The sequence below is a fragment of the Bradyrhizobium sp. KZN70725 genome (genome assembly GCF_055264925.1).
This window is the reverse complement of the sequence record NZ_JBUYWT010000014.1, coordinates 59420-83157: the sequence shown is the minus strand read 5'-3', so window position 1 is coordinate 83157 and position 23738 is coordinate 59420. Positions and strand designations below refer to the sequence as shown.

The following is a 23738-nucleotide window of genomic DNA, read 5'->3' as shown; positions in this document are numbered from 1 at the left end:
ACCGAGCGCGGTTAGCGGCGTCAGGAAGCGCGTGGCATGGCGGAAGCGGAACAACCGGGGACCTATCGGCCCAATCCGACGCTGAAGCGGGTTGAACGTCGTTTCGAGAACCTGCTGTTCAACAGCCGTTGGCTGATGGCGCCGTTCTATTTCGGTCTCGTCATCAGCCTCGCAGCATTGCTGTTCAAGTTCTGCATGGAGCTGTGGCACTTCATCCTGCATGTGCCGGATGCCAAGGAATCCGACTTCATTCTCGGCGTGCTGGCGCTGATCGACATCTCGCTGACCGGCAATCTGATCCTGATCGTGGTGTTCTCAGGCTACGAGAACTTCGTCTCGAAGATCGATCCGGAAGGGCATCCGGATTGGCCGGACTGGATGACCAAGGTCGATTTCGGTGGCCTGAAGCAAAAACTGCTGGCGTCGATCGTCGCGATCTCGGCGATTCAGGTGCTGAAGGCGTTCATGAACCTCGATACCGCGTTCGACCCCAGCAAGCTCGCCTGGCTGGTCGGCGTGCACCTGGTATTCGTGGTGTCGTCCTTCATGCTCGCGATCTCCGACCGCTGGGGCAGCGGCCATCACGGCAACGAGTAGATTACTGGTCTGATTTCAGCTCGTCGCGGACGCTGATGAATTCCTTCGCGACCCGGTCGAGCACGAACAGCGAGCCCTCGGCGACGCCGAAATAGGCACCGTGCAGCTGCATCTCGCCGCTCTCGACGCGTTCGCGCACGAATGGGAACGTCATCAGGTTCTCCAGCGAGCGGAACACCGCGGCCTTCTCGATGCGGACGACGAAGTCCTGCATGGTCTCATGCTCGCGCTGCTCGACGATTTCGCCGGGCTTGATGAACATCTGCATCCATTTGCCGATGAAGTCGCCGGGCGTGAGCGGCTTGATCTTGTCGACGAAGGCGCGGATGCCGCCGCACTGCGCGTGGCCCAGCACCACGATGTTCTTCACCTTCAAAACGGTCACGGCATATTCCAGCGCGGCCGAGACGCCGTGGGCGTTGCTGTCGGGCTGATAGACCGGAACCAGATTGGCGATGTTGCGGACCACGAACAACTCGCCGGGTCCGGCGTCGAAGATCACCTCCGGCGAGACGCGGGAGTCGCAACAGCCGATCACCATGGTCTCGGGAAACTGGCCGCGCTCCGAGAGATCCTGGTAGCGCGACTGCTCGGTCGGCAGCCGCTGGGTCGCGAACGTCCGGTAGCCGTCGATCAACTGCTTCGGAAAGAATTTCATGGCCTCTGGCTAACCACATGCGGGTAACGGGAACAAGACTTTCGGCGTGTGGCCTGAGATGATACGGCAGCGTTGAAGAATGGTTCCCGCCCGATGCCTAAACAATGGCCACCGGCGGAGCCCGAGCCTCCAGGAGAATGTCGATGACCCGTCCGCGCCGCAGCTTGTTGTTCATGCCGGGATCGAATGCACGGGCGCTGGAAAAGGCCCGGACGCTGCCGGCGGACGGCATTATCCTCGACCTGGAGGATTCCGTTGCCCCCGACGCCAAGGCCACAGCCCGGGAGCAGATCGCCACGGCGGTCGCGGCCAAGGGCTTTGGCAAGCGCGAGGTGCTGATCCGCATCAACGCGCTCGACACTCCCTGGTGGGTCGACGACATCGGCATGGCCGGCAAGTCGCAGCCGGACGGGATCCTGGTTCCCAAGATCTCGACCGTCGACGATCTCAACGCCGTCGCCGATCGCCTCAGCGACATCAATGCGCCTGCCTCGATCCGGGTCTGGGCGATGATCGAAACCGCGCGCGCGGTGCTCGACGCCGACAAGCTGGCCGCGGCATCGAAGGATTCCGAAACCCGGCTCGCCGGCTTCGTGTTCGGGCCGAACGACATTGCCCGCGAAACCCGGATCCGGATGAAGCCGGGCCGCGCGGCGATGATTCCGATGATCACGCATTGCATCCTGGCGACCCGCGCGCACGGGCTCGAGATCCTCGACGGGCCCTACAGCGACATCAGCAATGTCGACGGCTTCGCGGAGGAATGCGCGCAGGGCCGCGATCTCGGCTTCGACGGCAAGACGCTGATCCATCCGAGCCACATCGATGCCTGCAACGCGATCTTCACGCCGCCCGAGGCCGAGGTCGCCGAGGCGCGCAAGATCATTGCCGCTTTCGAGAAGCCGGAGAACGCCTCGCGCGGCGCGATCCAGCTCGACGGCCGCATGGTCGAGCGCCTGCACGCCGAGATGGCCAGGCGCACGATCGCGATCGCCGATGCGATCGCCGCGATGGGGCATTAGCCCAGCGAAGCGTCTTCCTTCTCCCCCCTGTGGGAGAAGGTGGCGCGAAGCGCCGGATGAGGGGTTGTCTCCGCTTCTGGGATTCTCCCGTGGGAGAGAACCCCTCACCCGGCTTCGCTTCGCGAAGCCGCCCTCTCCCACAAGGGGAGAGGGTGCAGCGGTGTTTGCGTTACGCTCCAAATCTCTCCGCCGCCCACGCGTAGAGGCTGCCCGGGATCGGCGCCTCCTTGCCGCGCCCTTTCGGCGAGATGTGCAGGCCGATGATCCCGGGATCGTTCAGGTAGCGCGAAAAATCCGACGGCTCGAAGAACAGCTTCGGCTCGGCATGCACGGCGTAGAATGATCGCTTCGGCAGCGCGTGCTGCAATTCGCCTGCGCGGCGCGCCAGCGCGGTGAGCGCCGCCGGGCCGTAGATCGCGACACGGATGTCGGCGAGGCGATTGGACTTGCCGCGCAGCCGGCGCATCGCGAAGGTCAGGCGATGGCGCAGCGCCAGCCAGTCCGGGATCAGCTCGTCCTGCTGCATCAGCGCCTCGAACGCGCGCACGATTGGATCGTCGGTCGGCAGATACAGCACGGAGTTGCCGAGCTGCCGCGGCCGCTCCCAGGCAAAATAGGGCTTGGCCGGATCGAGCTCGACGCCCTTCAGCAGCAGCACGTCAGCGTCGAGCCAGAGACCGGCGCGCCGCGCCATCAGCCGCATGCGGAAGAAGTCGCTGAACTGCAGCATGGTCCAGTCGCGCCACGAGCCGTCGGGCTCCGCCGGGCGCAGCTTCTCCGCGAACGAATGCGGCAGCACGGCTTCGGCTTCGGCATTGCCGATACCGTCGGGCAGGCCGGGAATCGGATCGAAACTGTAGACGGTGACCTTGTGCCCCGCCGCCGCCTGCGAGCGCAGGCAGGTCTGGCGCAGCGCGTCCATCGAGCCGTGCCAGAAGGTGACGATATCATGCAGCATGCGCGTCAGCTATCAGCGGGTTTGCGGCGAGCGAATTCGGCAAAGAAAAGCCCCGGCGCCTGACGGCACCGGGGCACGATGATGCGCTGAGCCTCAAGCCCAGGCGCGTTCCCTAAGCTTCGTCTCGTAGCTGTCGATCGACGATTTCTTTTCCATCGTCAGGCCGATGTCGTCGAGGCCGTTGATCAGGCAGTGCTTGCGGAACGGGTCGATCTCGAACTTGACCTTGCCGCCGTCGGGACCGCGGATCTCCTGGTTGGGGAGGTCGATGGTCAGCGTCGCGTTGGCGCCGCGCTCGGCGTCGTCGAATAGCTTGTCGAGGTCCTCCTGCGACACGCGGATCGGCAGGATGCCGTTCTTGAAGCAGTTGTTGTAGAAGATGTCGCCAAACGAGGTCGAGATCACGCAGCGGATGCCGAAGTCGAGCAGTGCCCAGGGCGCGTGCTCGCGGCTCGAGCCGCAGCCGAAATTGTCGCCGGCGACCAGCACCTTCGCGTTGCGATAGGCGGGCTGGTTGAGGACGAAATCCGGGTTCTCGCTGCCGTCATCCTTGTAGCGCTGCTCGGAGAAAAGCCCCTTGCCAAGGCCGGTGCGCTTGATGGTCTTGAGGTATTGCTTCGGAATGATCATGTCGGTGTCGACATTGATGATCTTCAGCGGCGCCGCGACGCCTTCCAGCGTGGTGAACTTGTCCATCGGTGCTCTTCCCGGGCAAAAAATAGCGGATATCGGCCGGATGTTTATCGCGAATGTGACAGCGGTAAAAGGGCCATTTCTGCAGGGCTAGCCCGCATCGGCCTCAATCGCCTCCATATCGGCGTCGGAGAGGCCGAAATGGTGCCCGATCTCATGGATCAGCACGTGGCGAACGATGTGGCCGAGGGTCTCGTCGTGCTCCGCCCAGTAATCCAGGATCGGCCGGCGGTACAGCCAGACCAGGTTGGGCAGCCGGGCCACGTCGCTATGGCTCTGCTGCGGCAGGCCGATGCCCTGAAACAGGCCGAGCAGGTCGAACTCGCTCTCGGCCTGCATCTCGTCGAGCACCTCGTCGGTCGGAAAGTCGTCGACGCGGATGATCAGGCCCTCGCAGAGGGCCCGGAACGTCTTGGGCAGGCGCTCGAAAACCTCGTGCGCCATGGCCTCCATCTCGGCCAGCGAGGGGGCTTTTTCTGTGGTCCACATGACACTCCTTTAGCGCGAGTGCTATCGGCGGCGCCAGCGCAGTTGACCTTGGCGGCGCAATGGGAGACCGTGCCGCCCACGAACGGGGCTCAAGAATCGAGCTTGGGTGGGCGTAATGAAACGGATCGTGGCGACAGCGCTGTTGGCTGTAGCAGTCGGGCTCTCGCTCCCGGCGACAAAGGCGCAGGCACAGAGCGCGGCGGCTGAGGCGCGCGTCGGCGAGGCGGCACCGGTCGCGCGCACGCGCGTCGTCGAGCGCCGCCGGCTGAAGCGCGTGCCGATCTACCGGTCCCGGCCCGATCATTGGGAACCCGATGTCATCCCGCGCTACAACCCCGGTCCGAACGCCGTGCGCGACTGCACCGCGACCTATGTGCAGGAGCACCGGCCGAGCGGTACCGTGATCACGCCGCGCATGAACTGCTTCTGGCGGCCGGGCTAGTTACGCGTATGTCGGCGCGTTGCGCCGATCATCGCAACAGCCGCGATCAAACCTGTCGCCCATAAACCGCCGCCGCCATCAGCATCCGCGTGCGATGGCTTGCGGTGCCGATGTCGTCGCCCGGTCCTTGGCGGCGAGCGCGACATCGCCGAGCATGATGGAACAGCTGAGCGCCGCGAGGGCTGTTCGAAGCAGCCACCTGCGTGCGCGTTTGTGTCATGGCAATCCTGCAACGGACAGAACGCGAGATACGACCATCGTCTATGTCGTTTGCACACCAACGCGAAAAATCGCGCGCAGTGCCGGAACCTGAAGCGCGCCGGCAGCATTCATGTTCGTGGCGCAGTCATTCACTTCCCATTCACGTCGTCCGCATTCTGCTAGCGATCTGCGTCGCGGCAACGGCGTCGATTCGAAAGCTGAAGCGTTTTCCAGCGGAGCCTGTCCCGCGCGTGATGCGGGACGGACACCGGTTCGCGTGAGGAAAACGCGTCAAGCAGAAGTTCAAGTCGTCGCTGCAAGACGTGACATCAAAGGATCAAGGAGACAATTCATGAAGGCGATGAAGGTTCTGGGGCTCGCGGCTGTCGGTGCCGTGTTGGTGTTGGCGGCGCCGGCCGAGCGTGCAAGCGCGATGTCGCTCGCCACGCCGGGCACAGCCGCCACGGTTCAGGACAACGCGAACCAGGCGACCACGCAGGTACGCTGGGGTGGGCGCGGGTGGCATCGTGGCTGGCATCGCGGACATCACCGCGGCTGGGGGCATCGTCGCCACTGGCGCCGTTGATCGCGCGGCGTATTAGCGCAGTTGAGACACAGGCCCGTGAGCAGCGGGCCTGTTGTCGTTCTCAGCCATCAAACCGGCAGATTCGCCCACGCGAGATGATATCCATCGCAATCTGCAGGAGTTGATCATGATGAGATGGATCGGTGTCGCGGCTGTCGCTTGTACATTCGCGTTGACGGCGCCGGCATCGGCAACCGCCGCGGCATCAGCCCAGCCGCAGGCCGCGGCACCGCAGCGGCAAGTAGGCAAGGCAACGGATATCAGCGCGCAGCGCTATCATCATTACCATCGTCGCCACTATCACTACGGCTACCGTCCTTATTACCGGCCGTACTACCGGCCCTATTCCTATTATCGGCCGTACGGCTCCTATTATTACGGGCGGCCCTATTACTATCGGCCGTACCCCTATGCTGCGCCGGCGCCATTCACCTTCGGCTTCGGGTTCGGCCCGTTCTGGTGATGCACGCAGTCGCGCCGTGCGCGACATCAGCCGTGCAACAAGAGAGCAGCTCCGATCGGAGCTGCTCCGTCCGTCTCAGGGCGCGAAGCCCTTCGCCAGCAGCACAATGCCCTGCGCACCCGCCTTGCGATCCCTGGAGATCTCGACATATTCGGGCGACTCCGACCAGGCACGGAATGCGGCTTCGTCAGGGAATGACATCAGCACCAGCTTGTCGCGATCCCAGCTGCCCTCGATCACCGCGGGCTGTTCGTCGGCCGACAGCAGGCGTCCGTTGAACTTCCTGAATACGTCGAAGAAGCGCGCCTGATACCGATCATAGGCGGCGCGATCGGTCATCTTGAGTTGCACGATCACATAGACAGTCACTGACGTTTCTCCCGGACGTTTCGCCGCAGCGTTTTGCGCGTTCATGGCGCATTCACTCAGCGATTTCTAGCGTCATGCCGGGAGCGACTGCAATGAACGCAATGAAACCGGCTGCCATGCAGCTTGGTGCTCGTTGCCGTTGTCAGGGAGGTTCAGAGATGAGGGAGAGCTATTTGCGGCGCGGATTGGTGCGCCGTCTCGGCGTTGCGGCGGCCGCTGTCTTCGCATTGTCGGTTGCTTCGCAGCAGCGCGCCGAAGCGCTGTCGCTGGCGAGCCCGGCCGCCGCGCTCGCGGCAAGGTCTGCGGCCGATGCCATGACGACCCAGGTCCGGCACGGCGGTGGCGGCCACGGCGGCGGAGGTTTTCATGGTGGCGGCTTCCGCGGTGGTGGATTCCACGGCGGCGGATTTCACGGCCGCGGCTTCCGTGGTGGCGGCTTCCGCGCCGCGCCGGCGTTCCATGGCGGCTATCGCTATGGCGGCTTCCATCGCCATTATGGTGGCTACCACCGCTTCTACGGCGGCGGTTACCGCTACGGCTATCGGCCCTATTACCGCCGGCACTTCCATCACCGGCGCTTCTTCTACGGATCGTCCTACTATTACCCGGCCTACTACCATCACCGCCGTTGCCGGGTGGTCTGGACCTATTACGGACCGCGCCGGATCTGCCGGCCGTGGTGGCACCACCGCCACTACTGGCGGCCGTATCGCGTCTATTGGTAAAGTTTGAAATGACAGCGGGCGCCTCACGGCGCCCGTCTTGTTGGGTCCCTCTCTTCGCGCGCTGGAGCGTGTTCGAACGAAGTGGGCGCCGCTTCGCGTGAAGAAAACGCGTCAGGAAAGGGGCGTTAGTCCCAGTTCTTCAGCTTCCAGGACTTTATCTTCCACGGCGTCAGGTTTTCCATCCGCCATTGCGTCCAGCGCTCCGGCGGCCAGTGGCTGAGGCGCGAGGTTTCCTTCACCTCGGGAAGCGGATCGATGATGCGCGCCACGGCACGACGGCGCTTCTGGCGCGTCGCGTCGCTGATCATGTCGACGAATTCGGGTTTATCGGCCACGGCACGCGCTCCTTGCGAAGGCTTGTTTTCGCAAGGAGGCAGTTTGCGTGCGCCCCGTTAACGAGCCGTTTCCGAAACGGCTCGAGCTTGAGACGAAGCAATAGCGTTTTCGAGCGAAGTGGCCCCGGTTCGCGTGAAGAAAACGCGTCAAAAAAGAATCTGGCGCGTACCTTACCGCCAGTCGCGGACGTCGACGAAGTGTCCGGCGATCGCGGCGGCCGCGGCCATCGCGGGCGACACCAGATGGGTGCGGCCCTTGAAGCCCTGGCGGCCCTCGAAATTGCGGTTCGAGGTCGAGGCGCAGCGCTCTTCCGGCTTCAGCTTGTCCGGGTTCATCGCAAGGCACATCGAGCAGCCTGGCTCGCGCCAGTCGAAGCCGGCCGCAATGAAGATCTTGTCGAGGCCTTCGGCTTCCGCCTGCTCCTTCACGATGCCGGAGCCCGGCACGATCATCGCGTTGACATTGCCGTTGACGGTTTTGCCCTCGGCGATCTTCGCGGCGGCACGCAGGTCCTCGATACGGCCGTTGGTGCAGGAACCGATGAAGACACGGTCGAGCTTGATATCGGTGATCTTCGTACCGGCGGCCAGGCCCATATATTTCAGCGCGCGATGCTTGGAGATGCGCTTGGCCTCATCGGCGATCTTGTCGGGATCGGGTACGAAGCCGGTCACCGAGATGACGTCCTCAGGGCTCGTGCCCCAGGTGACGATCGGCGGCAGCTTGGCCGCATCGAGCCGGATCTCGTGGTCGAAATGCGCGCCCTCGTCGGAGCGCAGCGTCTCCCAGTAGCGCATCGCGGCGTCCCAGGCGGCGCCCTTCGGCGCCTTCGGGCGGCCGCGCAGGAAGTCGAACGCCTTCTGGTCGGGCGCGACCAGGCCGGCGCGTGCGCCGCCTTCGATCGACATGTTGCAGACCGTCATGCGGCCTTCCATCGAGAGCGCACGGATCGCCTCGCCGGCATATTCCAGCACGTAGCCGGTGCCGCCGGCGGTGCCGATCTCGCCGATGATCGCCAGGATGATGTCCTTGCCGGTCACGCCTTCGGGCAATTTGCCGTCGACGATCGCGCGCATGTTCTTGGCCTTCTTCTGGATCAGCGTCTGCGTCGCCAGCACGTGCTCGACTTCGGAGGTGCCGATGCCGTGCGCGAGCGCGCCGAACGCGCCATGCGTCGAGGTGTGGCTGTCACCGCAGACGATGGTGGTGCCGGGCAGCGTAAAACCCTGCTCCGGGCCGATGACGTGAACGATGCCCTGGCGCTTGTCGAACTCGTTGTAATACTCGATGCCGAATTCCTTGGCGTTCTCGGCCATCACCCGCATCTGCTCGATGCTTTCAGGGTCGGGGTTCGGCTTCGAACGGTCGGTGGTCGGGATGTTGTGGTCGACGACGGCGAGCGTCTTCTCGGGCGCGTGCACCTTGCGGCCGGCTGCGCGCAGCCCTTCGAACGCCTGCGGCGAGGTCACCTCGTGCACCAGGTGGCGATCGATATAGAGCAGGCAGGTGCCGTCGTCGGCCTCGTGGACCAGATGGTCGTTCCAGATCTTGTCGTACAGCGTGGTCGGTTTGGACATGAGCTTCAGCTCCAGAAGAAATTCAGTGGTGGGATGACATGAGCGCGTCTTAAGCGCGCGATCAGGCGAAAGCGTCCAGGCAGCGTTACGCTGCGCGTCTAAGCTCAGACGTTGCCGACGTCGCAAAGCGACCGAAGAAGCGGCCGGGCAGCCGCGAGCGATCGTCGATCACGACGCGCTTGCAGGTCTGACTTGGACAGCGCTTGCTTGCTTGATCCGGAACCATTCTAAATTTCTAACACAGGGCTCGCGCCCACGACAATCGATCCATGCGCGGGCCTGCACGTCAGATAGGTATGCCGCAACAAAAAAGCGCGGGGCAGGCCCCGCGCTTTTGGTCACATCCCCTGAGGGAAACGTTACTCGCCAACGGCGGTCTGGCGGTCCTGCTTCTCGACGATGCGGGCCGACTTGCCGCGCAGGTTGCGCAGATAATAAAGCTTGGCGCGACGAACCTTGCCGCGACGCACGACCTTGATCGAGTCGATCATCGGCGACATCACCGGGAAGACGCGCTCGACGCCTTCGCCGTAGGAGATCTTGCGCACGGTGAAGCTCTCGTTGAGGCCCTGACCGGAACGACCGATGCAAACGCCCTCATAGGCCTGCACGCGGGTACGCTCGCCTTCGACCACCTTCACGTTGACGATGACGGTGTCGCCGGGGCCGAATTCCGGGATATCCTTGGTGGCGGCGAGCTTGTCGAACTGCTCTTTTTCGAGCTGCTGAATAAGGTTCATTGAAATCTCCATCGGCGGCGCGCCCAGCCTTTCGCGGGCTGCGCAAACGTCCATCTATCCTGCGCGGGTGCGGATTTGGCCGCCCGTATAAGGCAAAGCGCAGGGTTTGTCACCCGTCTGTCTTGTTTTTTGTCCCTCGCGGAGCGGCTTTTTGGCCGGCCTTGCGGGCCCAGAGATCGGGCCGCCGGGCCGCCGTCAGGGCCTCGGATTGGGCCAGCCGCCAGGCCGCGACCTTGGCGTGATCGCCGGAAATCAGGATTTCCGGGATTTGGCGGCCCTCGAACTCCTGCGGGCGGGTGTATTGCGGGTATTCCAGTAGTCCTTCGGAAAAGCTTTCCTCGGTTCCCGAGGCCTGCTTGCCCATCACCCCCGGCAGCAGGCGGACGCAGGCGTCGATCAGGGCCATCGCGGCGATTTCGCCGCCGGACAGCACATAATCGCCGATCGAGACCTCCTCGAGGCCCCGCGCCTCGATCACCCGCTGGTCGATGCCCTCGAAGCGGCCGCAGACGATGAGGGGGCCGGGGCCGGCCGCAAGCTCCGCGACCTGGGCCTGGCTCAATGGCCGACCCCGCGGGCTCATCAGCAGGCGCGGGCGGTCAGGCACGATATCGGCGGCGTCGATCGCCGCCGCCAGCACATCGGCCCGCAGCACCATGCCCGGACCGCCGCCGGCCGGCGTGTCGTCGACGCTGCGGTGCTTGTCGGTCGCCGAGGCCCGGATGTCGCGCGCTTCCAGCGCCCAGAGTCCGCCAGCCAGCGCCTTGCCGGCGAGGCTCACGCCGAGCGGCCCCGGAAACATGTCCGGGAACAGGGTCAGCACGGTGGCGCGCCATGGTGTCGCCTGGGCTGTGGTGTCTTGCGATGTCATGGCCTCTGGTTACGGCACCACGGCCGTGAGGTCGAGGCTCTGCATCATGGCGGCCGCGTCCACCGCGCGGCGGAAGTCGGCAAGCTTGAAGGTCGCGACATTGATCTTGCGCAGGTCCAGCAGGCCTTCGGCGGCGAGGCCGGCGAGCTGGCCTGGTGCCGTGCGGTCGTACATGAACTGCCCGACCACCTCCCAGTCATTGGCCAGCATCTCGCGGAACGAGAGTTCGAGCGGCACCTCGGCGCTGCCCATCAGCACCATCCGGCCGCCACGCCTGAGCGCGCGCAGGGAGGACAGCGTGGTCGAGGTGCTCTTGGCGGCGCCGAGCAGATCGAGCGCGACATCGGCGCTGCCGCCAGCGGCGCGGCGGATGACCGCAAGGTCGGCTGCGGCATCGCCGCTGACGACGGCGGGAATGACGCGCGGGCCGAACGCGTCGCGCAACTGCTCGAGCGCGGCCTCCTTGCGGCCGACGGCGACGACGCGGCCCGCGCCCATCGCGACCGCGAGCATCACGCCGCCCGAACCGAAATAGCCGGTCGCGCCGTTGACAATGATGGTCTGCCCGCCGCGCAGGCCGGAGCGCTGCAAGCCGCCGAACGGCACGATCAGTTTTGCGAGCCCGATCAGCTCGGTCGCCCGCTTATCGTCGAGATTGGCAAGTGGCGTAACGCAGGCGGCCGGCCAGTGCGCGATCTCCGCGAATACGCCGTCGCGCCAGCGCGCCTGCAATGCGAGCGCCTCCGGCGTCGTCACCGTGGCGGTAGGCCGATCAGGATCTGCGGCGGATCGCGATCCGGCACGTCGCCGCGCAGATGCGGGCTCAGGAACACGCGGTCACCGCTTTGCACGTGCGTGACGTTGTCGCCGGCGGCGACGACGCGCGCGATCGCGTTGGTGCCCGGCACGAACGGCATTGGTGGCAGGCTGTAGGGCAGTGCGCCGGACAGCAGCCTGTTGGTGTAGGACAGCACCATGCCGGCTTCGATCCGCACCACGACGCCATCGGGCGCGGGCATCGGCGTCGTGACATCCTCGAAGCGCAGATCGTTGTGGCCGTGCAGCCGCCAGGCCTTGTGCGTGCTTGTCATTGGGATGCTCCGTGAGACCATTGCTTAAGTAGCCCGGATGGAGCGAAGCGCAATCCGGGAATCACGCAAGCAATGACGAGCGGCCCCGGATTGCGCTGCGCTTCATCCGGGCTACGGGCTAACCCACGTTATGGTCACGCCGTCGTCGGATCGTCAGCGAGATGCCGCGCGAGCGCGACGGCAAGCGGACAGATCGCCAGCGCCGTGAGCGCGGTTGCTGCGGTCGCGAGCGACGGGCCGAGCGCGTCGCCAAGCAGGCCGTAGATAACAGGCGCGACGGCGCCCGATCCGATGGTACCCGTGTAGAACAGCGCGAAGGCGCGCTCGGTCTGGTGTGCCGGCGTGAGCTCGGGCACTGTGCCGTAGAGCACCGAGGAGGTGCCGTTGAGCATCACGCCGAGCAGCGGCAGCAGCACGATGGCCGGCGCCAGCGGCAACACCAGCACGGCCACGATCAGCGCCGCCGTACCACCTTCGGTGATCAGCACCGTGCGCAGCGTCCCGACCCGCGCGCCGAGCCATCCGCAGGTGAATTTTCCCGCCGCGCCGCCGATGAAGACCAGCGCCAGCGCAAGGCCGTTGGTCGGCAGCGAGGCGCCCTTGTCGCGCAACAGGAACGGCAGGAAGGTGAGAAAGCCCATCCTGACCGCGGTGTCGAGAATTCCGATCGCGAGCAGCCAGTGAAAGCCGCGGCCTGTGCTGGCGCCGCGCGATGCTGATGCCGCCTTGTGCTCGGCGCCCTTGCCGACGGCCGGCATCCAGAGCGCAATGCAGACCGCGACGAGCAAGCCTGCGAGAGCGAGCACGAGCAGCGCGTGCCGCCACGACATGATCACCAGCAGGATCGAGGTCAGGGCCGGGATCGCCGCCTTGCCGAGATCGCCCGAGAAATTGTAGATGCCGAGCGGCCCGCGCGCCGCCGCGCCATAGGCGCGCGACACTGCGGCCGATGCGATCGGATGCTGCGTGCTCGAGCCCGCGCCGGAGAGCGCGAGCGCCAGGCCGAGGCCAATGACACCGCCGGAGAATCCAGCAAACGCGTAGCCGAGCGCCGACAGCGCCGTGCCCGCGATCAGGATGATCTTGCCGTCGATCCGCTCCGCGATGCGTCCGACCGGAATCTGCAGCCCGGCCATGGCGCCGGCATAGAGCCCGCGCAGCAGCGCCAGCAGGCCGTAGCTCAGCGCGAATTCGGCCTGCCAGACCGGCAGCAGCACGTAGATGACGTCGGTGTAGCCGTCGTGGAGCGCGTGGTTGAGCCCGGTCACGGTCAGGGTGCGGGTTGACCGGGCACGGTCGGGCCGCGCCGTGCCAGTTTCGGCCGACACGCTCATTGCCGCCCTCCTGTGCAAGAAAATCTAAAGTTGGGGCGGGCGGGCATCAGGCGGGGACCTCAGAAAAGAAAGCCGTACAAGTAGCTTGCATGGCAGTATGCGCCGCCAAGGCTGTTGTCACAAATCAGTAATAATCGGATCATGCGTTAGAAAATCTTGTATTGAGGGGTCAATGTTCGTCCCACGCCGCAGCCTGCCACCGCTCAATGCGGTCCGCGCCTTCGAGGCCGCCGCACGGCTCGGCAGCTTCAAGGAGGCCGCCGCCGAGCTCAGCGTGACCCATGGCGCGGTCAGTCAGCAGATCCGCCTGCTCGAGGAATGGCTGGGGGCGCCGTCGCTGTTTCGGCGATCGGTGCGGCGCGTGGTGCTGACGCCGGCAGGCGCGGCATTGCTGGCAGAGTTCGCGCCCGCGCTCGACCGGATTTCCGCCGCCGTGCAGCAGCATCGCGAGCGGCGCGGCGATCTGGCGGTCGCGGTGTTGCGCGTCAATGCACTCGCGACCTTCAGCCTCCGCTGGCTGCTGCCGCGGATGAGCCGGTTTCGCGCCGAGCATCCCGATATCGAGGTGCGCCTGAGCACGTCGAACGATCCGGTGGATGCGTTGTCTGAATCATTCGACGTCGTGATCCGCGGTGGCCCCGACACCTTCCACGGCTTCTCGTCACGCTTCCTGGTGTCGGAGCGGAGATTGCCGGTATGCAGTCCGTCGCTATTGGCGCAGCTGCCGCTCAATGAGATCGCGGACCTCTCCAGGCACACGCTGCTGCATGTCACGTCGATGCCGCGGCTGTGGCGCGACTGGCTCACCGAGGCCGGGCAATCCGCGCTGGAGCCGGCGGCCGCGCTGACCTTCGATCACTTCTATCTGACGATCCAGGCCGCGCTCGATGGTCTCGGCGTCGCGATGGGACCGACCGCGCTGATCGCGGACGATCTCGCGGCCGGGCGCCTGGTGACGCCGTTTCCGGATGTCAGCCTGCCGGCGCGGAGCTACTTCGCTTACTTCCCGGCGGGGCGCAGCAACGATCCGCACAGCGCGGTGTTCTGCGACTGGCTCGAGCAGCAGGGCCGGATGACGCGTTGAAGATTATTTTCGATCAGGCCGCCGACGGATCGTCGCCGTCGATTTCCTTGGGCAGGTCGATCACCACGCGGCCGCCGTCGAGATCGACAGTCGGCACCACGGCATTGGTGAACGGCAGCAGCATCGTCGCGCCCTGCGGCGGGGCGATCTCGATGATGTCGCCGGCGCCGAAATTATGGATCGCGATCACCTTGCCGAGCGGCTGCTCCGTCGTCGTCACCGCGGCGAGCCCGATCAGATCGGTGTGGTAGTATTCGCCGTCGTCGGTGTCCGGCAGCCGGTCGCGCGGAACGTAGAGCTCGAGCCCGTTGAGCCGTTCGGCATCATCGCGGCTGGCGACGCCCTTCAGCGTCACCACCAGATGGTCTTTGGCCTCACGCAGATGCGTGACCTCGAACTGGCGCGTGCCGTCCTTGGTCATCAGCGGACCGTAGTCCTTCACGGCCAGCGGATCTTCGGTGAAGGTCCAAAGCCTGACGGCGCCGCGCACGCCATGCGCAGCGCCGATACGGGCGACACAGACCGGTGCAGCCACCGTGGTCGCCGTTCAGCCTTAAGCCTTGGCGGCGGCTTCGGCCTGCGCCTTGCGCTCCTTGCGCGGCACGGCCTTTTCCGGGTTGTTGCGCGGCGCGCGCTTCTTGACGCCGGCGGCGTCGAGGAAGCGGGTCACGCGATCCGACGGCTGCGCGCCCTTGGCGAGCCAGGCCTTCACCTTGTCCATGTCGAGCTTCAGGCGCGACTCGTTGTCCTTCGGCAGCAACGGGTTGAAGTGGCCGAGACGCTCGATGAAGCGGCCATCGCGCGGGAAGCGCGAGTCGGCGACGACGACGTGATAGACGGGACGCTTCTTGGTGCCTGCGCGAGCGAGGCGGATAACAACGGACATTCAGTTCTCCTTCAAAGGTCGATGTGTTCGATTGATTGGCATTCCGCGTCGCGCCGGCCGTATACGAGCCGTCGCGACGAATTCCTCATTTCTTCTTGCCCGGGAAACCGCCGAGGCCCGGCAGCATCGGCTTGCCGGAAAGGCCGGTTAGGCCCGGCACGTTCGGCAAGCCGCCGCGCAGCCCGGCCGGCAAATCCTTCGGCAGATTGGGCAGGCCGCCGCCGGCGCCGCCCTGCATCTTCTCGGCGAGCGCCTTCATCTCCTCGGCCGAGGGCGGCTTCATGCCGCCGCCGAATCCCATCGCCTGCGCGATGCCGGCGAGCGGGCCGCGTTTGCCGCTGCCCATGGCCTTCATCATGTCGGCCATGTTCCGGTGCATCTTCAGCAGCTTGTTGACGTGCTCGACGCTCTGGCCAGCGCCTGCCGCGATGCGCTTCTTGCGGCTCGCCTTCAGGATGTCCGGGTTCTTGCGCTCCTGCCGCGTCATCGAGTCGATGATCGCGACCTGGCGCTTCAGGATCTTGTCGTCGATGCCGGCCGCCGCGATCTGGTTCTTCATCTTGGAGATGCCGGGCATCATGCCCATCAGGCCGCCGATGCCGCCCATATTCGCCATCTGCTGCAGCTGCTCGCGCATGTCGTTGAGGTCGAACTGACCCTTGCGCATGCGTTCGGCGGTGCGCGCGGCCTTCTCGGCGTCGATATTGGCGGCGGCCTTCTCGACCAGCGAGACCACGTCGCCCATGCCGAGGATGCGGCCGGCGATGCGGTTCGGATGGAAGTCTTCCAGCGCGTCGGTCTTTTCGCCGGTGCCGATCAGCTTGATCGGCTTGCCGGTGACCGCGCGCATCGACAGCGCGGCGCCGCCGCGGCCGTCGCCGTCAACGCGCGTCAGCACGATGCCGGTGAGGCCGACGCGCTCGTCGAACGAGCGCGCGAGGTTGACCGCGTCCTGGCCGGTGAGGCTATCCGCGACCAGCAGCACTTCGTGCGGATTGGCGGCGGCTTTGATCTCGGCCGCCTCCTTCATCATGTCTTCGTCGAGCGTGGTGCGGCCGGCGGTGTCGAGCAGCACGACGTCGTAGCCGCCGAGCTTGCCGGCCTCCAACGCGCGCCTTGCGATCTGCGGCGGCATCTGGCCGGCGACGATCGGCAGCGTCGGAATGTCGAGGTCGCGGCCGAGCACCGCGAGCTGTTCCATCGCCGCCGGGCGGTAGACGTCGAGCGAGGCCATCAGCACCTTGCGCTTGTCGCGCTGGACCATGCGGCGCGCGAGCTTTGCGGTGGTGGTGGTCTTACCGGAGCCTTGCAGACCGACCATCATGATCGGCACCGGCGGCACCGAGTTGATATCGATGGTCTGGCCGTCGGAACCGAGTGTGGCGACGAGCTCGTCATGGACGATCTTCACCACCATCTGGCCCGGCGTCACCGACTTGACGACGGTGGCGCCGATCGCCTGCTCGCGGACCCGGTCGATGAAGCTACGGACCACCTCGAGCGCGACGTCGGCCTCGAGCAGCGCGCGGCGCACCTCGCGCATTGCGGCATCGACGTCCTTTTCGGTCAGCGCACCGCGCCCCGTCAGACGATCGAGAATGCCACCAAGCCGTTCCGACAGATTGTCGAACAATGCCGTTGTCCTCTTTTACCTCTCCCCGTCTGCGGGGAGAGGTCGCCACGCACTTGCGCGGCGGGTGAGGGGGTACAGGGCTATCCACACGCACAGTGCGCGGAGAGAGCCCCTCACCCCGACCCTCTCCCCGCAAGAGCGGGGCGAGGGAGAAGGAAATCCAAACACTTTCGCGCCCGAGGGCGCATCGCGCTGTCGGGCGTTGGCCTCTGGCCTCCAGGACCAGTCGGCGGGTCGAAAAGACGGAGCTTTCCGAGAAAGTAGCCGCGTTAAACGCCGCCGGGGCGGCAAAGTCAAGGAAAGTTTCGCTGAAATCCGCTCAGCTTGGACAGTAAGGTACTGAAATCACGTCGATTTGCCCTATTAGTTCCGAATTCGCCGCTGCCACCCATATAACCGGAGCCTGCCTCCTATTCCGGAACCCGCGTGCTGATCACCCGCCGCCGCCTTCTTGCAACCTTGACCGGAGCCGCCGCCGCAATCGGCGTGCCCTCGATCTGGATGACTACCATGAAAACCTACGACGGCCCCGTGTCCGATCATTTCGACGGCCTGCACTTCTTCGATCCGGACGGCTCGCCGCCGAAATCGCTTGGTGAGGTGCTGCGCTGGCAGTTCGGGGGCGGCCGGAAGCGCGCGGTCTGGCCGGAATGGGCGCCGAGCCCCCATGCCGATACGCCGCCGCCCCGCGTCGAAGGCGACAAGGTGCGGCTCTGCTTTGTCGGCCATGCCAGCTGGCTGATCCAGACCGCGGGCCTCAACATCCTGTTCGATCCGGTCTGGTCGATGCGGGCCTCGCCGTTCAGCTTCGCCGGGCCGAAGCGGCACAACGATCCCGGCATCGCATTCGATAAACTGCCCAGGATCGATGTCGTGCTGGTGTCGCACGGCCACTACGACCATCTCGACGTCGCGACGCTGTCGAAGCTCGCGGGGGCATTTGGTCCTCGCGTGATCACGCCGCTCGGCAACGACGTCACGATGCGGGCATCCGATGCCGCGATCAAAGCCGAGGCGTTCGACTGGCATCAGCGCGCCGAGCTCGGCAATGGCCTTGCCGCGACACTGGTGCCGACGCGGCACTGGTCGGCGCGCGGCCTGTTCGATCGCAACAAGGCGCTGTGGGCGAGTTTTGTTTTGGAGACGCCGGCCGGCAAGCTCTACATCGTCGGCGATTCCGGCTACGGGGACGGGGGGCATTTCCGCCGGGTGGCCGAGGCGCACGGCCCGCTCAGGCTCGCGATCCTGCCGATCGGCGCCTATGAGCCGCGCTGGTTCATGCGCGACCAGCACATGAACCCGGAGGATGCGGTGAAGGCGCTGGCCGATTGTGGCGCCGCCCAGGCGCTGGCGCATCACCACGGCACATTCCAGTTGACCGACGAGGCGATCGACGCGCCCGCGATCGCGCTTGGCGAAGCGCTCGATGCGGCGAGCGTGCCGCGCGAGAAGTTTGTCGCGTTGAAGCCCGGGCAGGTGTTCGAAATCTAAATGCTGTCGTCCCGGCGAAGGCCGGGACCCATTACCCCAAATATTAATTGTTGCGCGACGCTGGGGCCACGATTCCGTTCACAACTAAACTCGGTGGTAATGGGTCCCGGCCTTCGCCGGGACGACGTCAATTGGCTGCCTTGAATTACTTCTCCTTGATCGCCCAGGAGACGCTGACATTGACCGTCAGTGTTTCCTCGCCTTGCGCCACCGGCGTCGGCGCGGCGAAGCCGGCCGTTGCCATCTTGGGACGGAACACCGGGACCGGCGCCGAGCCGACCTCCGCGATATTCAACGGCGCGCCGAGCGTGACGCCGGCGGCCTTGGCGTAGATCTCGGCCTTGCGGCGGGCGTCGGCGATCGCCTTCTCGCGCGCCTCGTCGAGCAGCTTCGAGGCCTGCGACACCGAGAAATTGAGCCCGCCGATATCGTTGGCGCCGGCACCGACCAGCACGTCGATGACGCTGGCGACCTTGCTCACATCGTGCAGCCTGATCGTGACGCGATTGCTCGCATGGTAGCTGACGATGCTGGGCGGGGCGTTCGGCGACGACGGCCCACGATTGGCGAATTGCGGCTGCAGCGACAGCCGCGAGGTCTGAAAGTCCTTCTCCGCGACCCCGGCGCCCTTCAGCGCGGCCAGCACCTTGCCCATCGTCACATTGTTGGCTTCGGCGGCTTCGCGTGCGGTCTTGGCGTCGGTGGTGACGCCGGCGTCGAGCTGCGCCTGGTCGGGCGGCGCCGACACGGTCGCCTCGCCGGTGACCGAAATCGCAGGCGGAAAGTCGTCATTCGCCAGTGCGGGCGCAGCCAGCAGCGTGGTCGCGATCAGGGTGGCGGCGAAGGAGAGGCCAACGGGGAGGCCAAGGAGAAGGCGATGGGTCATCTGGCTCACTTCAGGGGTACGTAGACGTTGATCACAAGCTTGTCCTCCGCGGTCTTCAGCGGATCGGTGATGTATTCCTCGACAAAGGTGTCCTTGGCTTCGAGCTTCTTGTCGTCGAGGTGGTTGGTGATCGCCTCATAGGTGTTGTCCATGTTGTCGTAGGAACCGCGATGGACGAACTTCAGCGCCTTGCCGTCGGGCGAATTGCCCATGCTCATGTTCTTGCCGAGGTTCTTGACGTCCTGATCGACCGGGATCTCGGCGATGAAGGTGAAGCCGGTGTCGTCGGTCGAGGTGTAGACGATCATCGGATTGCCCGATGCCTTGACGCCGTCCTTGTCGAGCAGCGCGGTGAGCTGCTTGAACGCCTCGATCAGGGCGTCGAAGGCGGAATCCCAATTGGCCGTGCCCTTCAGCATCACGACCTTTTTCGGCTCCAGCGTGAACGGCTCGCCGAAGGGATCGGCGGTCTGCACCGGGGCGGCCGGCGCCGGCGCCGGGGTCTGCGCTGCGGCCGGGCTGTCGGCCGGCGACTTGGTCTCGGCCGGCGGGGGCACCGGTGTCGCCGACGGTGCAGGCGCAGGGGTCGGGCTCGCTGCGGGAGCGGGCGAGGCTGACGGCGACTGGGCAGGGGCCGGGCTTGCCAGTGCGATCGCGGCCAAGGGCAGCAGCGCGACCAGGGCCGCGCGGAGCGTGTTGATACGGTTCATTGGTTTTTCTCCATCCCCTGCCTCGAACGGCCGCTCGATCTGTCCCGGCGCGCGGTCCGCGAGGTGCGATATTCCTAACACGCAAGTTCTGCATTCGTCCCATGACAGATGTGTCATGGGGCCATTCAGGCTGGCTAACTGGCCACCACTCGCCATATAACCGGGCAGAATTTGGGAAAATCGATGAGCGCGCTCGCCAATCACGCATTCGCCAAGATGAACGGCATCGGCAACGAGATCGTCGTCGTCGACCTGCGCGATTCAGCGGTACAAGGTCGGGCACAGGTGTCGGCGGCGGAGGCGCGCGCCGTGGCTTCGCCGGCGGGCGTGCCCTATGACCAGCTGATGGTGCTGCAGCCGCCTCGGCTCGACGGCACCGAAGCGTTCATCTCGATCTACAACAATGACGGCTCGGAGGCCGGGGCCTGCGGCAACGGCATGCGCTGCGTGGTGCGGCGGATTTTCGAGAAGACCGGCCAGACATCAGCGACGTTCCAGACCCGCGCCGGCCTGCTCAATTGCTGGCAGGGGCCGGCGCCCGATCTCTACACCGTCGACATGGGCGCGCCGAGGTTCGGCTGGCAGGACATTCCGCTGGCTGAGGAATTTCGCGACACCCGCTACATCGAGCTGCAGGTCGGGCCGATCGACAATCCGGTGTTGCATTCGCCCTCGGTGGTCTCGATGGGCAATCCGCATGCGATCTTCTGGGTCGATGACGTCAATGCCTACGATCTCGAACGTTTCGGCCCGCTTTTGGAAAACCACCCGATCTTTCCGGAACGCGCCAACATCACCCTCGCCCATATCGTCGATCGCGACCACATCACGATCCGCACCTGGGAACGCGGCGCCGGCCTCACCAGAGCGTGCGGCTCGGCGGCCTGCGCGACAGCGGTCGCGGCGGCGCGGCTCAAGCGTGCCAATCGCAGCGTCGAGATCACACTGCCCGGCGGCAAGCTCGGCATCGAATGGCGCGAGCGCGACGATCACGTGCTGATGACCGGCACCGCCGATTTCGAATATGAGGGCCGCTTCGATCCGGCGCTGTTCGCCAGCGTTGCTTGATCGGGCGTGAGATCGGTTATGGGCGTCGATGTCGTCACCTTTGGCTGCCGCCTCAACGCATTTGAGTCCGAGGTGATTCGCCGCGAAGCCGAGCAGGCGGGGCTTTGCGACACCATCGTCATCAACAGCTGCGCCGTCACCAACGAGGCGGTGGCGCAGGCGCGGCAGTCGATCCGCAAGCTGAAACGCGAACGCCCGCATGCGCGCATCGTCGTCACCGGCTGTGCGGCGCAGACGCAAAGCCGGATGTTCGCCGAGATGGCCGAGGTCGATCGCGTCGTCGGCAATGACGAGAAGATGCGTGGCGACGCCTGGCAGGCCACGCGCGCCGCGTTCGAGGCGCCGTTCGGCATCGACACAAGCGAGAAGGTCGCCGTCGCCGACATCATGGCGGTGACCGAGATGGCGCCGCATCTGCTCGACGGCTTCGAGCGCGGCCTGCCTCGCGTATTCGTGCAGGTGCAGAACGGCTGCGACCATCGCTGCACCTTCTGTATCATCCCCTACGGACGCGGCAATTCGCGCTCGGTGCCGATGGGCGCGGTGGTCGATCAGGTCCGCGCGCTGGTCGAGCGCGGCCATGCCGAGATCGTGCTGACCGGCGTCGATCTCACGAGCTATGGCGCCGACCTGCCGGGCGCGCCGAAACTCGGCCAGTTGACCCGGCAGATCCTGCGCCATGTGCCCGAGCTGAAGCGGCTGCGCATCTCGTCGATCGATTCGATCGAGGCGGATCGCGACCTGCTCGATGTCATCGCCGACGATGCGCGGCTGATGCCGCATCTGCATCTGTCGTTGCAGTCCGGCGATGACATGATCCTGAAGCGGATGAAGCGCCGACATTCACGCCGGGACGCGATCGATTTCTGCGCGCAGGTCCGCCGGCTGCGGCCGGACATCGCTCTCGGCGCCGACATCATCGCGGGCTTCCCGACCGAATCCGAAGAGATGTTCGCGCGTTCGCTCGATCTGGTCGCGGAATGCGATCTCACCTTCCTGCACGTGTTTCCCTATTCGCGGCGTCCGGGCACGCCCGCCGCACGGATGCCGCAGGTCGATGGCGGCGCGATCAAGGAGCGCGCCAGGCGGCTGCGCGCGGCCGGCGAAGCCGCGCTGCTGCGCCGGCTTGATGCGGAAGTCGGCGCGACGCGCGAGGTGCTGATCGAGAGCGGCACGCAGGGCCGCACCGAGCACTTCCTGCCGGTCGCGATCGAGAGAGATGTGCCGGGCATGGTGCGCGCGATGACTATCCGCGGCCATGACGGTGCGCGGCTCATTGCATCGGGCCGCTGAGAAAGTTCGCTCCCATTGTCGTCCCGGCGCAGGGACCCATTACCCCAGATCTCAATTGCTGCGCGACGCTGGGGCCGCGATCTCGCACGGTCGCCGAATGCGGTGGTTATGGGTCCAGGCTTTCGCCACGACGACGAATGTGGGGAGCCGCGCATGGCGGGTCCGGAGCAGCGGATCACCTGCATTTCGCATGTGATGATACTGAACGAGCTATTTGACAGGTTGAATCTCTACATGCGCATCGTGCATGACGCACTCAGTGCGTGCGCCCGCCCAGCCTTGCCGGCTGCGACGCGCGAACCTGCCAGAACCGCAGCAGGCGATCGGCGTTTTCGCGGGTCAATTTCGTGAACTGGCTCTTCGCATGGGCGAGTTCGACCGGTCCCATGGAGCCGGTGGTATAGCGACATTCCATCACGGCGGCGGCGGTATCCCAACTCAGGCCTGCCGCCCGGCACGGCACCAGCAGGCCCTCACTGCGCAGGCTTTGCATCAGGGAGCGGATCACCTCGATGTTCGACTGCGCAAGATACGCCAGCGCAACGATGGTCTCTTCATATTTTCGCTGCCTGGCGAAACCGAGCAGTGAGGCTTCGTTGAGCTCGCCGTCGTCCTTCAGCTTCGCGACGTGGTGCTTGGCCGCGGTGAAGTCGCGGACTTGCGACATGTCGCGCTCGACGCCGGCGGCGACCGCTGCGATCGCATGCCGGATTTCTTCGAACAGATAGGGCGGGGCGCGTTCCAGCAGACGGCCGCGAACCTCTTCCGTCGCGCGGCGCAGGAGCTGAAGGCGGAGCTCCGACGGCAGGTCGGCGCGAATGCCGGTCTCGACCGCAAGGACCGGATCGTGCTCGGCCTGCGCGAGGATGACGGCAAATCCGCCCGGCGATACTTTGGCGCCGGGATTGGTGACCAGGCGGTGGCTCACGCTCGCAAAGCGACGCGCCAGAAGCGCGTCAGTGACGACCTCCTTCAGCCACCAGCGGCCGGAGACGGCGAGCAGATGCTGCTCGCTCTTGGTCCGTGCGATCTCGACCAAATCGTCCGCGCTGAGCCGCGACGATTCCTGCAGGATCGGCCGCGCGATCCTGATCTCGTCATTGCTGGCGAGACGGCGAATGATCGCGGGCGGTGCCTGGGCGACCGGTGCGAGCTGCTCGCTGATGTCGGTGAGCGCCATCCGGGCGCTGATGTCAGCGAGCGCGCGCAACTCGATGGTCTTCACCAGACGCTCGAGCACGTTGTCGAACAGCTCGATCTGTTCGCTGTTGAACTTGCCGGCGGATGCGAGGAAGAGGCTGGTGACGCGCCTTGCCGTGGCCAGGCATTTATCGGCGGAGCCGGCGCGTATCGCAGCCTCGACCTCGTCGACAATTGCTTGTCCATCATTCAGCATTGCTCGTCCTGAGCCGTCGCAGCGCGCTTTTCTAAGCTGCCTTCAGGACTAGCGGATGGGCCTGAATGTTCCGTAAAGGATAATTCTCCGTAAAATCACGGAGGCTAAAGCGCGATGAGGTTGGGCTGGATCGTCATCG

General features: G+C 65.4%; 28 protein-coding genes. 10 read left to right on the top strand and 18 right to left on the bottom strand.

The annotated features are described in order from the left end of the window. Positions 1 to 36: 36 nt before the first annotated feature. Positions 37 to 597: a TIGR00645 family protein gene (locus ACZBJS_RS16090; RefSeq protein ID WP_316395359.1), complete on the top strand. Its 561-nt coding sequence runs from the start codon at positions 37 to 39 to the stop codon at positions 595 to 597. A gap of 1 nt (position 598) precedes the next feature. Here the strand turns inward: ACZBJS_RS16090 and ACZBJS_RS16085 are convergent, their stop codons facing one another. Further along, positions 599 to 1255 (bottom strand): carbonic anhydrase, encoded by a 657-nt coding sequence (locus tag ACZBJS_RS16085; protein WP_168858194.1) that lies wholly within the window; start codon positions 1253 to 1255, stop codon positions 599 to 601. Between the two features lie 143 nt (positions 1256 to 1398). Between ACZBJS_RS16085 and ACZBJS_RS16080 the strand changes: the two genes are divergently transcribed. After that, positions 1399 to 2277 carry an HpcH/HpaI aldolase/citrate lyase family protein gene (locus ACZBJS_RS16080; RefSeq protein WP_229192521.1) on the top strand — a complete coding sequence of 293 codons (879 nt, stop codon included), beginning with the start codon at positions 1399 to 1401 and terminating at the stop codon, positions 2275 to 2277. A gap of 169 nt (positions 2278 to 2446) precedes the next feature. On the opposite strand, the gene ACZBJS_RS16075 is transcribed toward ACZBJS_RS16080, so the two are convergent. From ACZBJS_RS16075 to ACZBJS_RS16065, 3 genes are all read right to left on the bottom strand, one after another. Then, the gene (locus tag ACZBJS_RS16075) at positions 2447 to 3235 is read right to left on the bottom strand and encodes a hypothetical protein (protein WP_316395358.1); all 789 of its coding nucleotides are present in this window, start codon (positions 3233 to 3235) and stop codon (positions 2447 to 2449) included. Between the two features lie 93 nt (positions 3236 to 3328). After that, positions 3329 to 3931: a 3-isopropylmalate dehydratase small subunit gene (leuD, locus tag ACZBJS_RS16070; RefSeq protein ID WP_028336269.1), complete on the bottom strand. Its 603-nt coding sequence runs from the start codon at positions 3929 to 3931 to the stop codon at positions 3329 to 3331. Positions 3932 to 4018: 87 nt separating this feature from the next. After that, on the bottom strand, positions 4019 to 4417 hold the full coding sequence (locus tag ACZBJS_RS16065; protein ID WP_016847635.1) for a metallopeptidase family protein: 399 nt from the start codon (positions 4415 to 4417) through the stop codon (positions 4019 to 4021). 115 nt (positions 4418 to 4532) lie between these two features. Here ACZBJS_RS16065 and ACZBJS_RS16060 point away from each other — a divergent pair, with 115 nt between their 5' ends. The 3 genes from ACZBJS_RS16060 (at position 4533) to ACZBJS_RS16050 (ending at position 6109) form a co-directional block, all read left to right on the top strand. Further along, positions 4533 to 4859 carry a hypothetical protein gene (locus tag ACZBJS_RS16060; protein ID WP_057020952.1) on the top strand — a complete coding sequence of 109 codons (327 nt, stop codon included), beginning with the start codon at positions 4533 to 4535 and terminating at the stop codon, positions 4857 to 4859. Between the two features lie 553 nt (positions 4860 to 5412). Further along, entirely contained in the window at positions 5413 to 5646 is a 234-nt protein-coding gene (locus ACZBJS_RS16055) for a Slp family lipoprotein (RefSeq protein WP_057020951.1), read from the top strand. Positions 5647 to 5773: 127 nt separating this feature from the next. Beyond that, the gene (locus ACZBJS_RS16050; protein WP_063790190.1) at positions 5774 to 6109 is read left to right on the top strand and encodes a hypothetical protein; all 336 of its coding nucleotides are present in this window, start codon (positions 5774 to 5776) and stop codon (positions 6107 to 6109) included. A 75-nt stretch (positions 6110 to 6184) separates the two neighbouring features. Here the strand turns inward: ACZBJS_RS16050 and ACZBJS_RS16045 are convergent, their stop codons facing one another. Further along, complete coding sequence (locus ACZBJS_RS16045; RefSeq protein WP_225163585.1) at positions 6185 to 6478, bottom strand: DUF1330 domain-containing protein; 294 nt, start codon at positions 6476 to 6478, stop codon at positions 6185 to 6187. Positions 6479 to 6636: 158 nt separating this feature from the next. Here ACZBJS_RS16045 and ACZBJS_RS16040 point away from each other — a divergent pair, with 158 nt between their 5' ends. Beyond that, the gene (locus tag ACZBJS_RS16040; RefSeq protein WP_316395357.1) at positions 6637 to 7203 is read left to right on the top strand and encodes a hypothetical protein; all 567 of its coding nucleotides are present in this window, start codon (positions 6637 to 6639) and stop codon (positions 7201 to 7203) included. A 125-nt stretch (positions 7204 to 7328) separates the two neighbouring features. On the opposite strand, the gene ACZBJS_RS16035 is transcribed toward ACZBJS_RS16040, so the two are convergent. The 7 genes from ACZBJS_RS16035 to ACZBJS_RS16005 form a co-directional block, all read right to left on the bottom strand. Then, positions 7329 to 7538 carry a hypothetical protein gene (locus ACZBJS_RS16035; protein WP_016847629.1) on the bottom strand — a complete coding sequence of 70 codons (210 nt, stop codon included), beginning with the start codon at positions 7536 to 7538 and terminating at the stop codon, positions 7329 to 7331. A gap of 171 nt (positions 7539 to 7709) precedes the next feature. Beyond that, complete coding sequence (leuC, locus tag ACZBJS_RS16030; RefSeq protein ID WP_316395356.1) at positions 7710 to 9116, bottom strand: 3-isopropylmalate dehydratase large subunit; 1407 nt, start codon at positions 9114 to 9116, stop codon at positions 7710 to 7712. A 359-nt stretch (positions 9117 to 9475) separates the two neighbouring features. Then, positions 9476 to 9856 (bottom strand): 50S ribosomal protein L19, encoded by a 381-nt coding sequence (rplS, locus tag ACZBJS_RS16025; protein WP_018269387.1) that lies wholly within the window; start codon positions 9854 to 9856, stop codon positions 9476 to 9478. Between the two features lie 109 nt (positions 9857 to 9965). Beyond that, positions 9966 to 10727 carry a tRNA (guanosine(37)-N1)-methyltransferase TrmD gene (trmD, locus tag ACZBJS_RS16020; protein WP_316395355.1) on the bottom strand — a complete coding sequence of 254 codons (762 nt, stop codon included), beginning with the start codon at positions 10725 to 10727 and terminating at the stop codon, positions 9966 to 9968. Between the two features lie 9 nt (positions 10728 to 10736). Next, the gene (locus tag ACZBJS_RS16015; RefSeq protein WP_316395354.1) at positions 10737 to 11483 is read right to left on the bottom strand and encodes a zinc-binding dehydrogenase; all 747 of its coding nucleotides are present in this window, start codon (positions 11481 to 11483) and stop codon (positions 10737 to 10739) included. Beyond that, positions 11480 to 11818, bottom strand: coding sequence for an alcohol dehydrogenase catalytic domain-containing protein (locus ACZBJS_RS16010; RefSeq protein ID WP_316395353.1), 339 nt, complete (start codon positions 11816 to 11818; stop codon positions 11480 to 11482). Before ACZBJS_RS16010 ends, ACZBJS_RS16015 begins: the two co-directional genes overlap by 4 nt. A 134-nt stretch (positions 11819 to 11952) precedes the next feature. Further along, on the bottom strand, positions 11953 to 13152 hold the full coding sequence (locus ACZBJS_RS16005; RefSeq protein WP_253638300.1) for an MFS transporter: 1200 nt from the start codon (positions 13150 to 13152) through the stop codon (positions 11953 to 11955). A gap of 172 nt (positions 13153 to 13324) precedes the next feature. Between ACZBJS_RS16005 and gcvA the strand changes: the two genes are divergently transcribed. Continuing rightward, the gene (gene gcvA, locus ACZBJS_RS16000; protein WP_316395352.1) at positions 13325 to 14236 is read left to right on the top strand and encodes a transcriptional regulator GcvA; all 912 of its coding nucleotides are present in this window, start codon (positions 13325 to 13327) and stop codon (positions 14234 to 14236) included. 13 nt (positions 14237 to 14249) lie between these two features. Here gcvA and rimM read toward each other — a convergent pair whose 3' ends face one another. The 3 genes from rimM to ffh all read right to left on the bottom strand — a co-directional run bounded on the left by rimM (position 14250) and on the right by ffh (position 16755). Then, positions 14250 to 14771 carry a ribosome maturation factor RimM gene (rimM, locus tag ACZBJS_RS15995; RefSeq protein WP_057020943.1) on the bottom strand — a complete coding sequence of 174 codons (522 nt, stop codon included), beginning with the start codon at positions 14769 to 14771 and terminating at the stop codon, positions 14250 to 14252. Positions 14772 to 14789: 18 nt separating this feature from the next. Further along, on the bottom strand, positions 14790 to 15122 hold the full coding sequence (gene rpsP / locus ACZBJS_RS15990; RefSeq protein WP_016847621.1) for a 30S ribosomal protein S16: 333 nt from the start codon (positions 15120 to 15122) through the stop codon (positions 14790 to 14792). A gap of 85 nt (positions 15123 to 15207) precedes the next feature. Continuing rightward, complete coding sequence (gene ffh, locus ACZBJS_RS15985) at positions 15208 to 16755, bottom strand: signal recognition particle protein (RefSeq protein ID WP_018269389.1); 1548 nt, start codon at positions 16753 to 16755, stop codon at positions 15208 to 15210. Between the two features lie 426 nt (positions 16756 to 17181). On the opposite strand from ffh, the gene ACZBJS_RS15980 reads away from it, so the two are divergent. Continuing rightward, positions 17182 to 18246: an MBL fold metallo-hydrolase gene (locus tag ACZBJS_RS15980; RefSeq protein WP_463438864.1), complete on the top strand. Its 1065-nt coding sequence runs from the start codon at positions 17182 to 17184 to the stop codon at positions 18244 to 18246. 145 nt (positions 18247 to 18391) lie between these two features. On the opposite strand, the gene ACZBJS_RS15975 is transcribed toward ACZBJS_RS15980, so the two are convergent. Beyond that, positions 18392 to 19132, bottom strand: a complete 741-nt coding sequence (locus tag ACZBJS_RS15975) for an SIMPL domain-containing protein (protein ID WP_316395350.1) — start codon at positions 19130 to 19132, stop codon at positions 18392 to 18394. Positions 19133 to 19137: 5 nt separating this feature from the next. Then, the gene (locus ACZBJS_RS15970; RefSeq protein ID WP_316395349.1) at positions 19138 to 19842 is read right to left on the bottom strand and encodes a GyrI-like domain-containing protein; all 705 of its coding nucleotides are present in this window, start codon (positions 19840 to 19842) and stop codon (positions 19138 to 19140) included. 183 nt (positions 19843 to 20025) lie between these two features. Here ACZBJS_RS15970 and dapF point away from each other — a divergent pair, with 183 nt between their 5' ends. Both dapF and mtaB read left to right on the top strand, forming a co-directional pair. Further along, on the top strand, positions 20026 to 20910 hold the full coding sequence (dapF, locus tag ACZBJS_RS15965; protein ID WP_316395348.1) for a diaminopimelate epimerase: 885 nt from the start codon (positions 20026 to 20028) through the stop codon (positions 20908 to 20910). Between the two features lie 18 nt (positions 20911 to 20928). Then, complete coding sequence (gene mtaB / locus ACZBJS_RS15960; RefSeq protein ID WP_316395347.1) at positions 20929 to 22203, top strand: tRNA (N(6)-L-threonylcarbamoyladenosine(37)-C(2))-methylthiotransferase MtaB; 1275 nt, start codon at positions 20929 to 20931, stop codon at positions 22201 to 22203. Positions 22204 to 22459: 256 nt separating this feature from the next. On the opposite strand, the gene ACZBJS_RS15955 is transcribed toward mtaB, so the two are convergent. Beyond that, the gene (locus tag ACZBJS_RS15955) at positions 22460 to 23599 is read right to left on the bottom strand and encodes a DUF2336 domain-containing protein (RefSeq protein WP_057020939.1); all 1140 of its coding nucleotides are present in this window, start codon (positions 23597 to 23599) and stop codon (positions 22460 to 22462) included. Positions 23600 to 23738: the final 139 nt, after the last annotated feature.

Bases quoted from the DNA above. Each gene is read 5' to 3' on its own strand.
- ACZBJS_RS16050 (WP_063790190.1), top strand. From the start codon at position 5,774: ATGATGAGATGGATCGGTGTCGCGGCTGTCGCTTGTACATTCGCGTTG.
- ACZBJS_RS16090 (WP_316395359.1), top strand. From the start codon at position 37: ATGGCGGAAGCGGAACAACCGGGGACCTATCGGCCCAATCCGACGCTG.
- ACZBJS_RS16080 (WP_229192521.1), top strand. From the start codon at position 1,399: ATGACCCGTCCGCGCCGCAGCTTGTTGTTCATGCCGGGATCGAATGCA.
- gcvA (WP_316395352.1), top strand. From the start codon at position 13,325: ATGTTCGTCCCACGCCGCAGCCTGCCACCGCTCAATGCGGTCCGCGCC.
- ACZBJS_RS16040 (WP_316395357.1), top strand. From the start codon at position 6,637: ATGAGGGAGAGCTATTTGCGGCGCGGATTGGTGCGCCGTCTCGGCGTT.
- ACZBJS_RS16005 (WP_253638300.1), bottom strand. From the start codon at position 13,152: ATGAGCGTGTCGGCCGAAACTGGCACGGCGCGGCCCGACCGTGCCCGG.
- trmD (WP_316395355.1), bottom strand. From the start codon at position 10,727: ATGACATCGCAAGACACCACAGCCCAGGCGACACCATGGCGCGCCACC.
- ACZBJS_RS16075 (WP_316395358.1), bottom strand. From the start codon at position 3,235: ATGCTGCATGATATCGTCACCTTCTGGCACGGCTCGATGGACGCGCTG.
- leuC (WP_316395356.1), bottom strand. From the start codon at position 9,116: ATGTCCAAACCGACCACGCTGTACGACAAGATCTGGAACGACCATCTG.
- ACZBJS_RS16085 (WP_168858194.1), bottom strand. From the start codon at position 1,255: ATGAAATTCTTTCCGAAGCAGTTGATCGACGGCTACCGGACGTTCGCG.
- ACZBJS_RS15970 (WP_316395349.1), bottom strand. From the start codon at position 19,842: ATGAACCGTATCAACACGCTCCGCGCGGCCCTGGTCGCGCTGCTGCCC.
- rpsP (WP_016847621.1), bottom strand. From the start codon at position 15,122: ATGTCCGTTGTTATCCGCCTCGCTCGCGCAGGCACCAAGAAGCGTCCC.
- ACZBJS_RS15975 (WP_316395350.1), bottom strand. From the start codon at position 19,132: ATGACCCATCGCCTTCTCCTTGGCCTCCCCGTTGGCCTCTCCTTCGCC.
- ACZBJS_RS16065 (WP_016847635.1), bottom strand. From the start codon at position 4,417: ATGTGGACCACAGAAAAAGCCCCCTCGCTGGCCGAGATGGAGGCCATG.
- rplS (WP_018269387.1), bottom strand. From the start codon at position 9,856: ATGAACCTTATTCAGCAGCTCGAAAAAGAGCAGTTCGACAAGCTCGCC.
- dapF (WP_316395348.1), top strand. From the start codon at position 20,026: ATGAGCGCGCTCGCCAATCACGCATTCGCCAAGATGAACGGCATCGGC.
- ACZBJS_RS15955 (WP_057020939.1), bottom strand. From the start codon at position 23,599: ATGCTGAATGATGGACAAGCAATTGTCGACGAGGTCGAGGCTGCGATA.
- ACZBJS_RS16060 (WP_057020952.1), top strand. From the start codon at position 4,533: ATGAAACGGATCGTGGCGACAGCGCTGTTGGCTGTAGCAGTCGGGCTC.
- ACZBJS_RS16055 (WP_057020951.1), top strand. From the start codon at position 5,413: ATGAAGGCGATGAAGGTTCTGGGGCTCGCGGCTGTCGGTGCCGTGTTG.
- ACZBJS_RS16010 (WP_316395353.1), bottom strand. From the start codon at position 11,818: ATGACAAGCACGCACAAGGCCTGGCGGCTGCACGGCCACAACGATCTG.
- mtaB (WP_316395347.1), top strand. From the start codon at position 20,929: ATGGGCGTCGATGTCGTCACCTTTGGCTGCCGCCTCAACGCATTTGAG.
- leuD (WP_028336269.1), bottom strand. From the start codon at position 3,931: ATGGACAAGTTCACCACGCTGGAAGGCGTCGCGGCGCCGCTGAAGATC.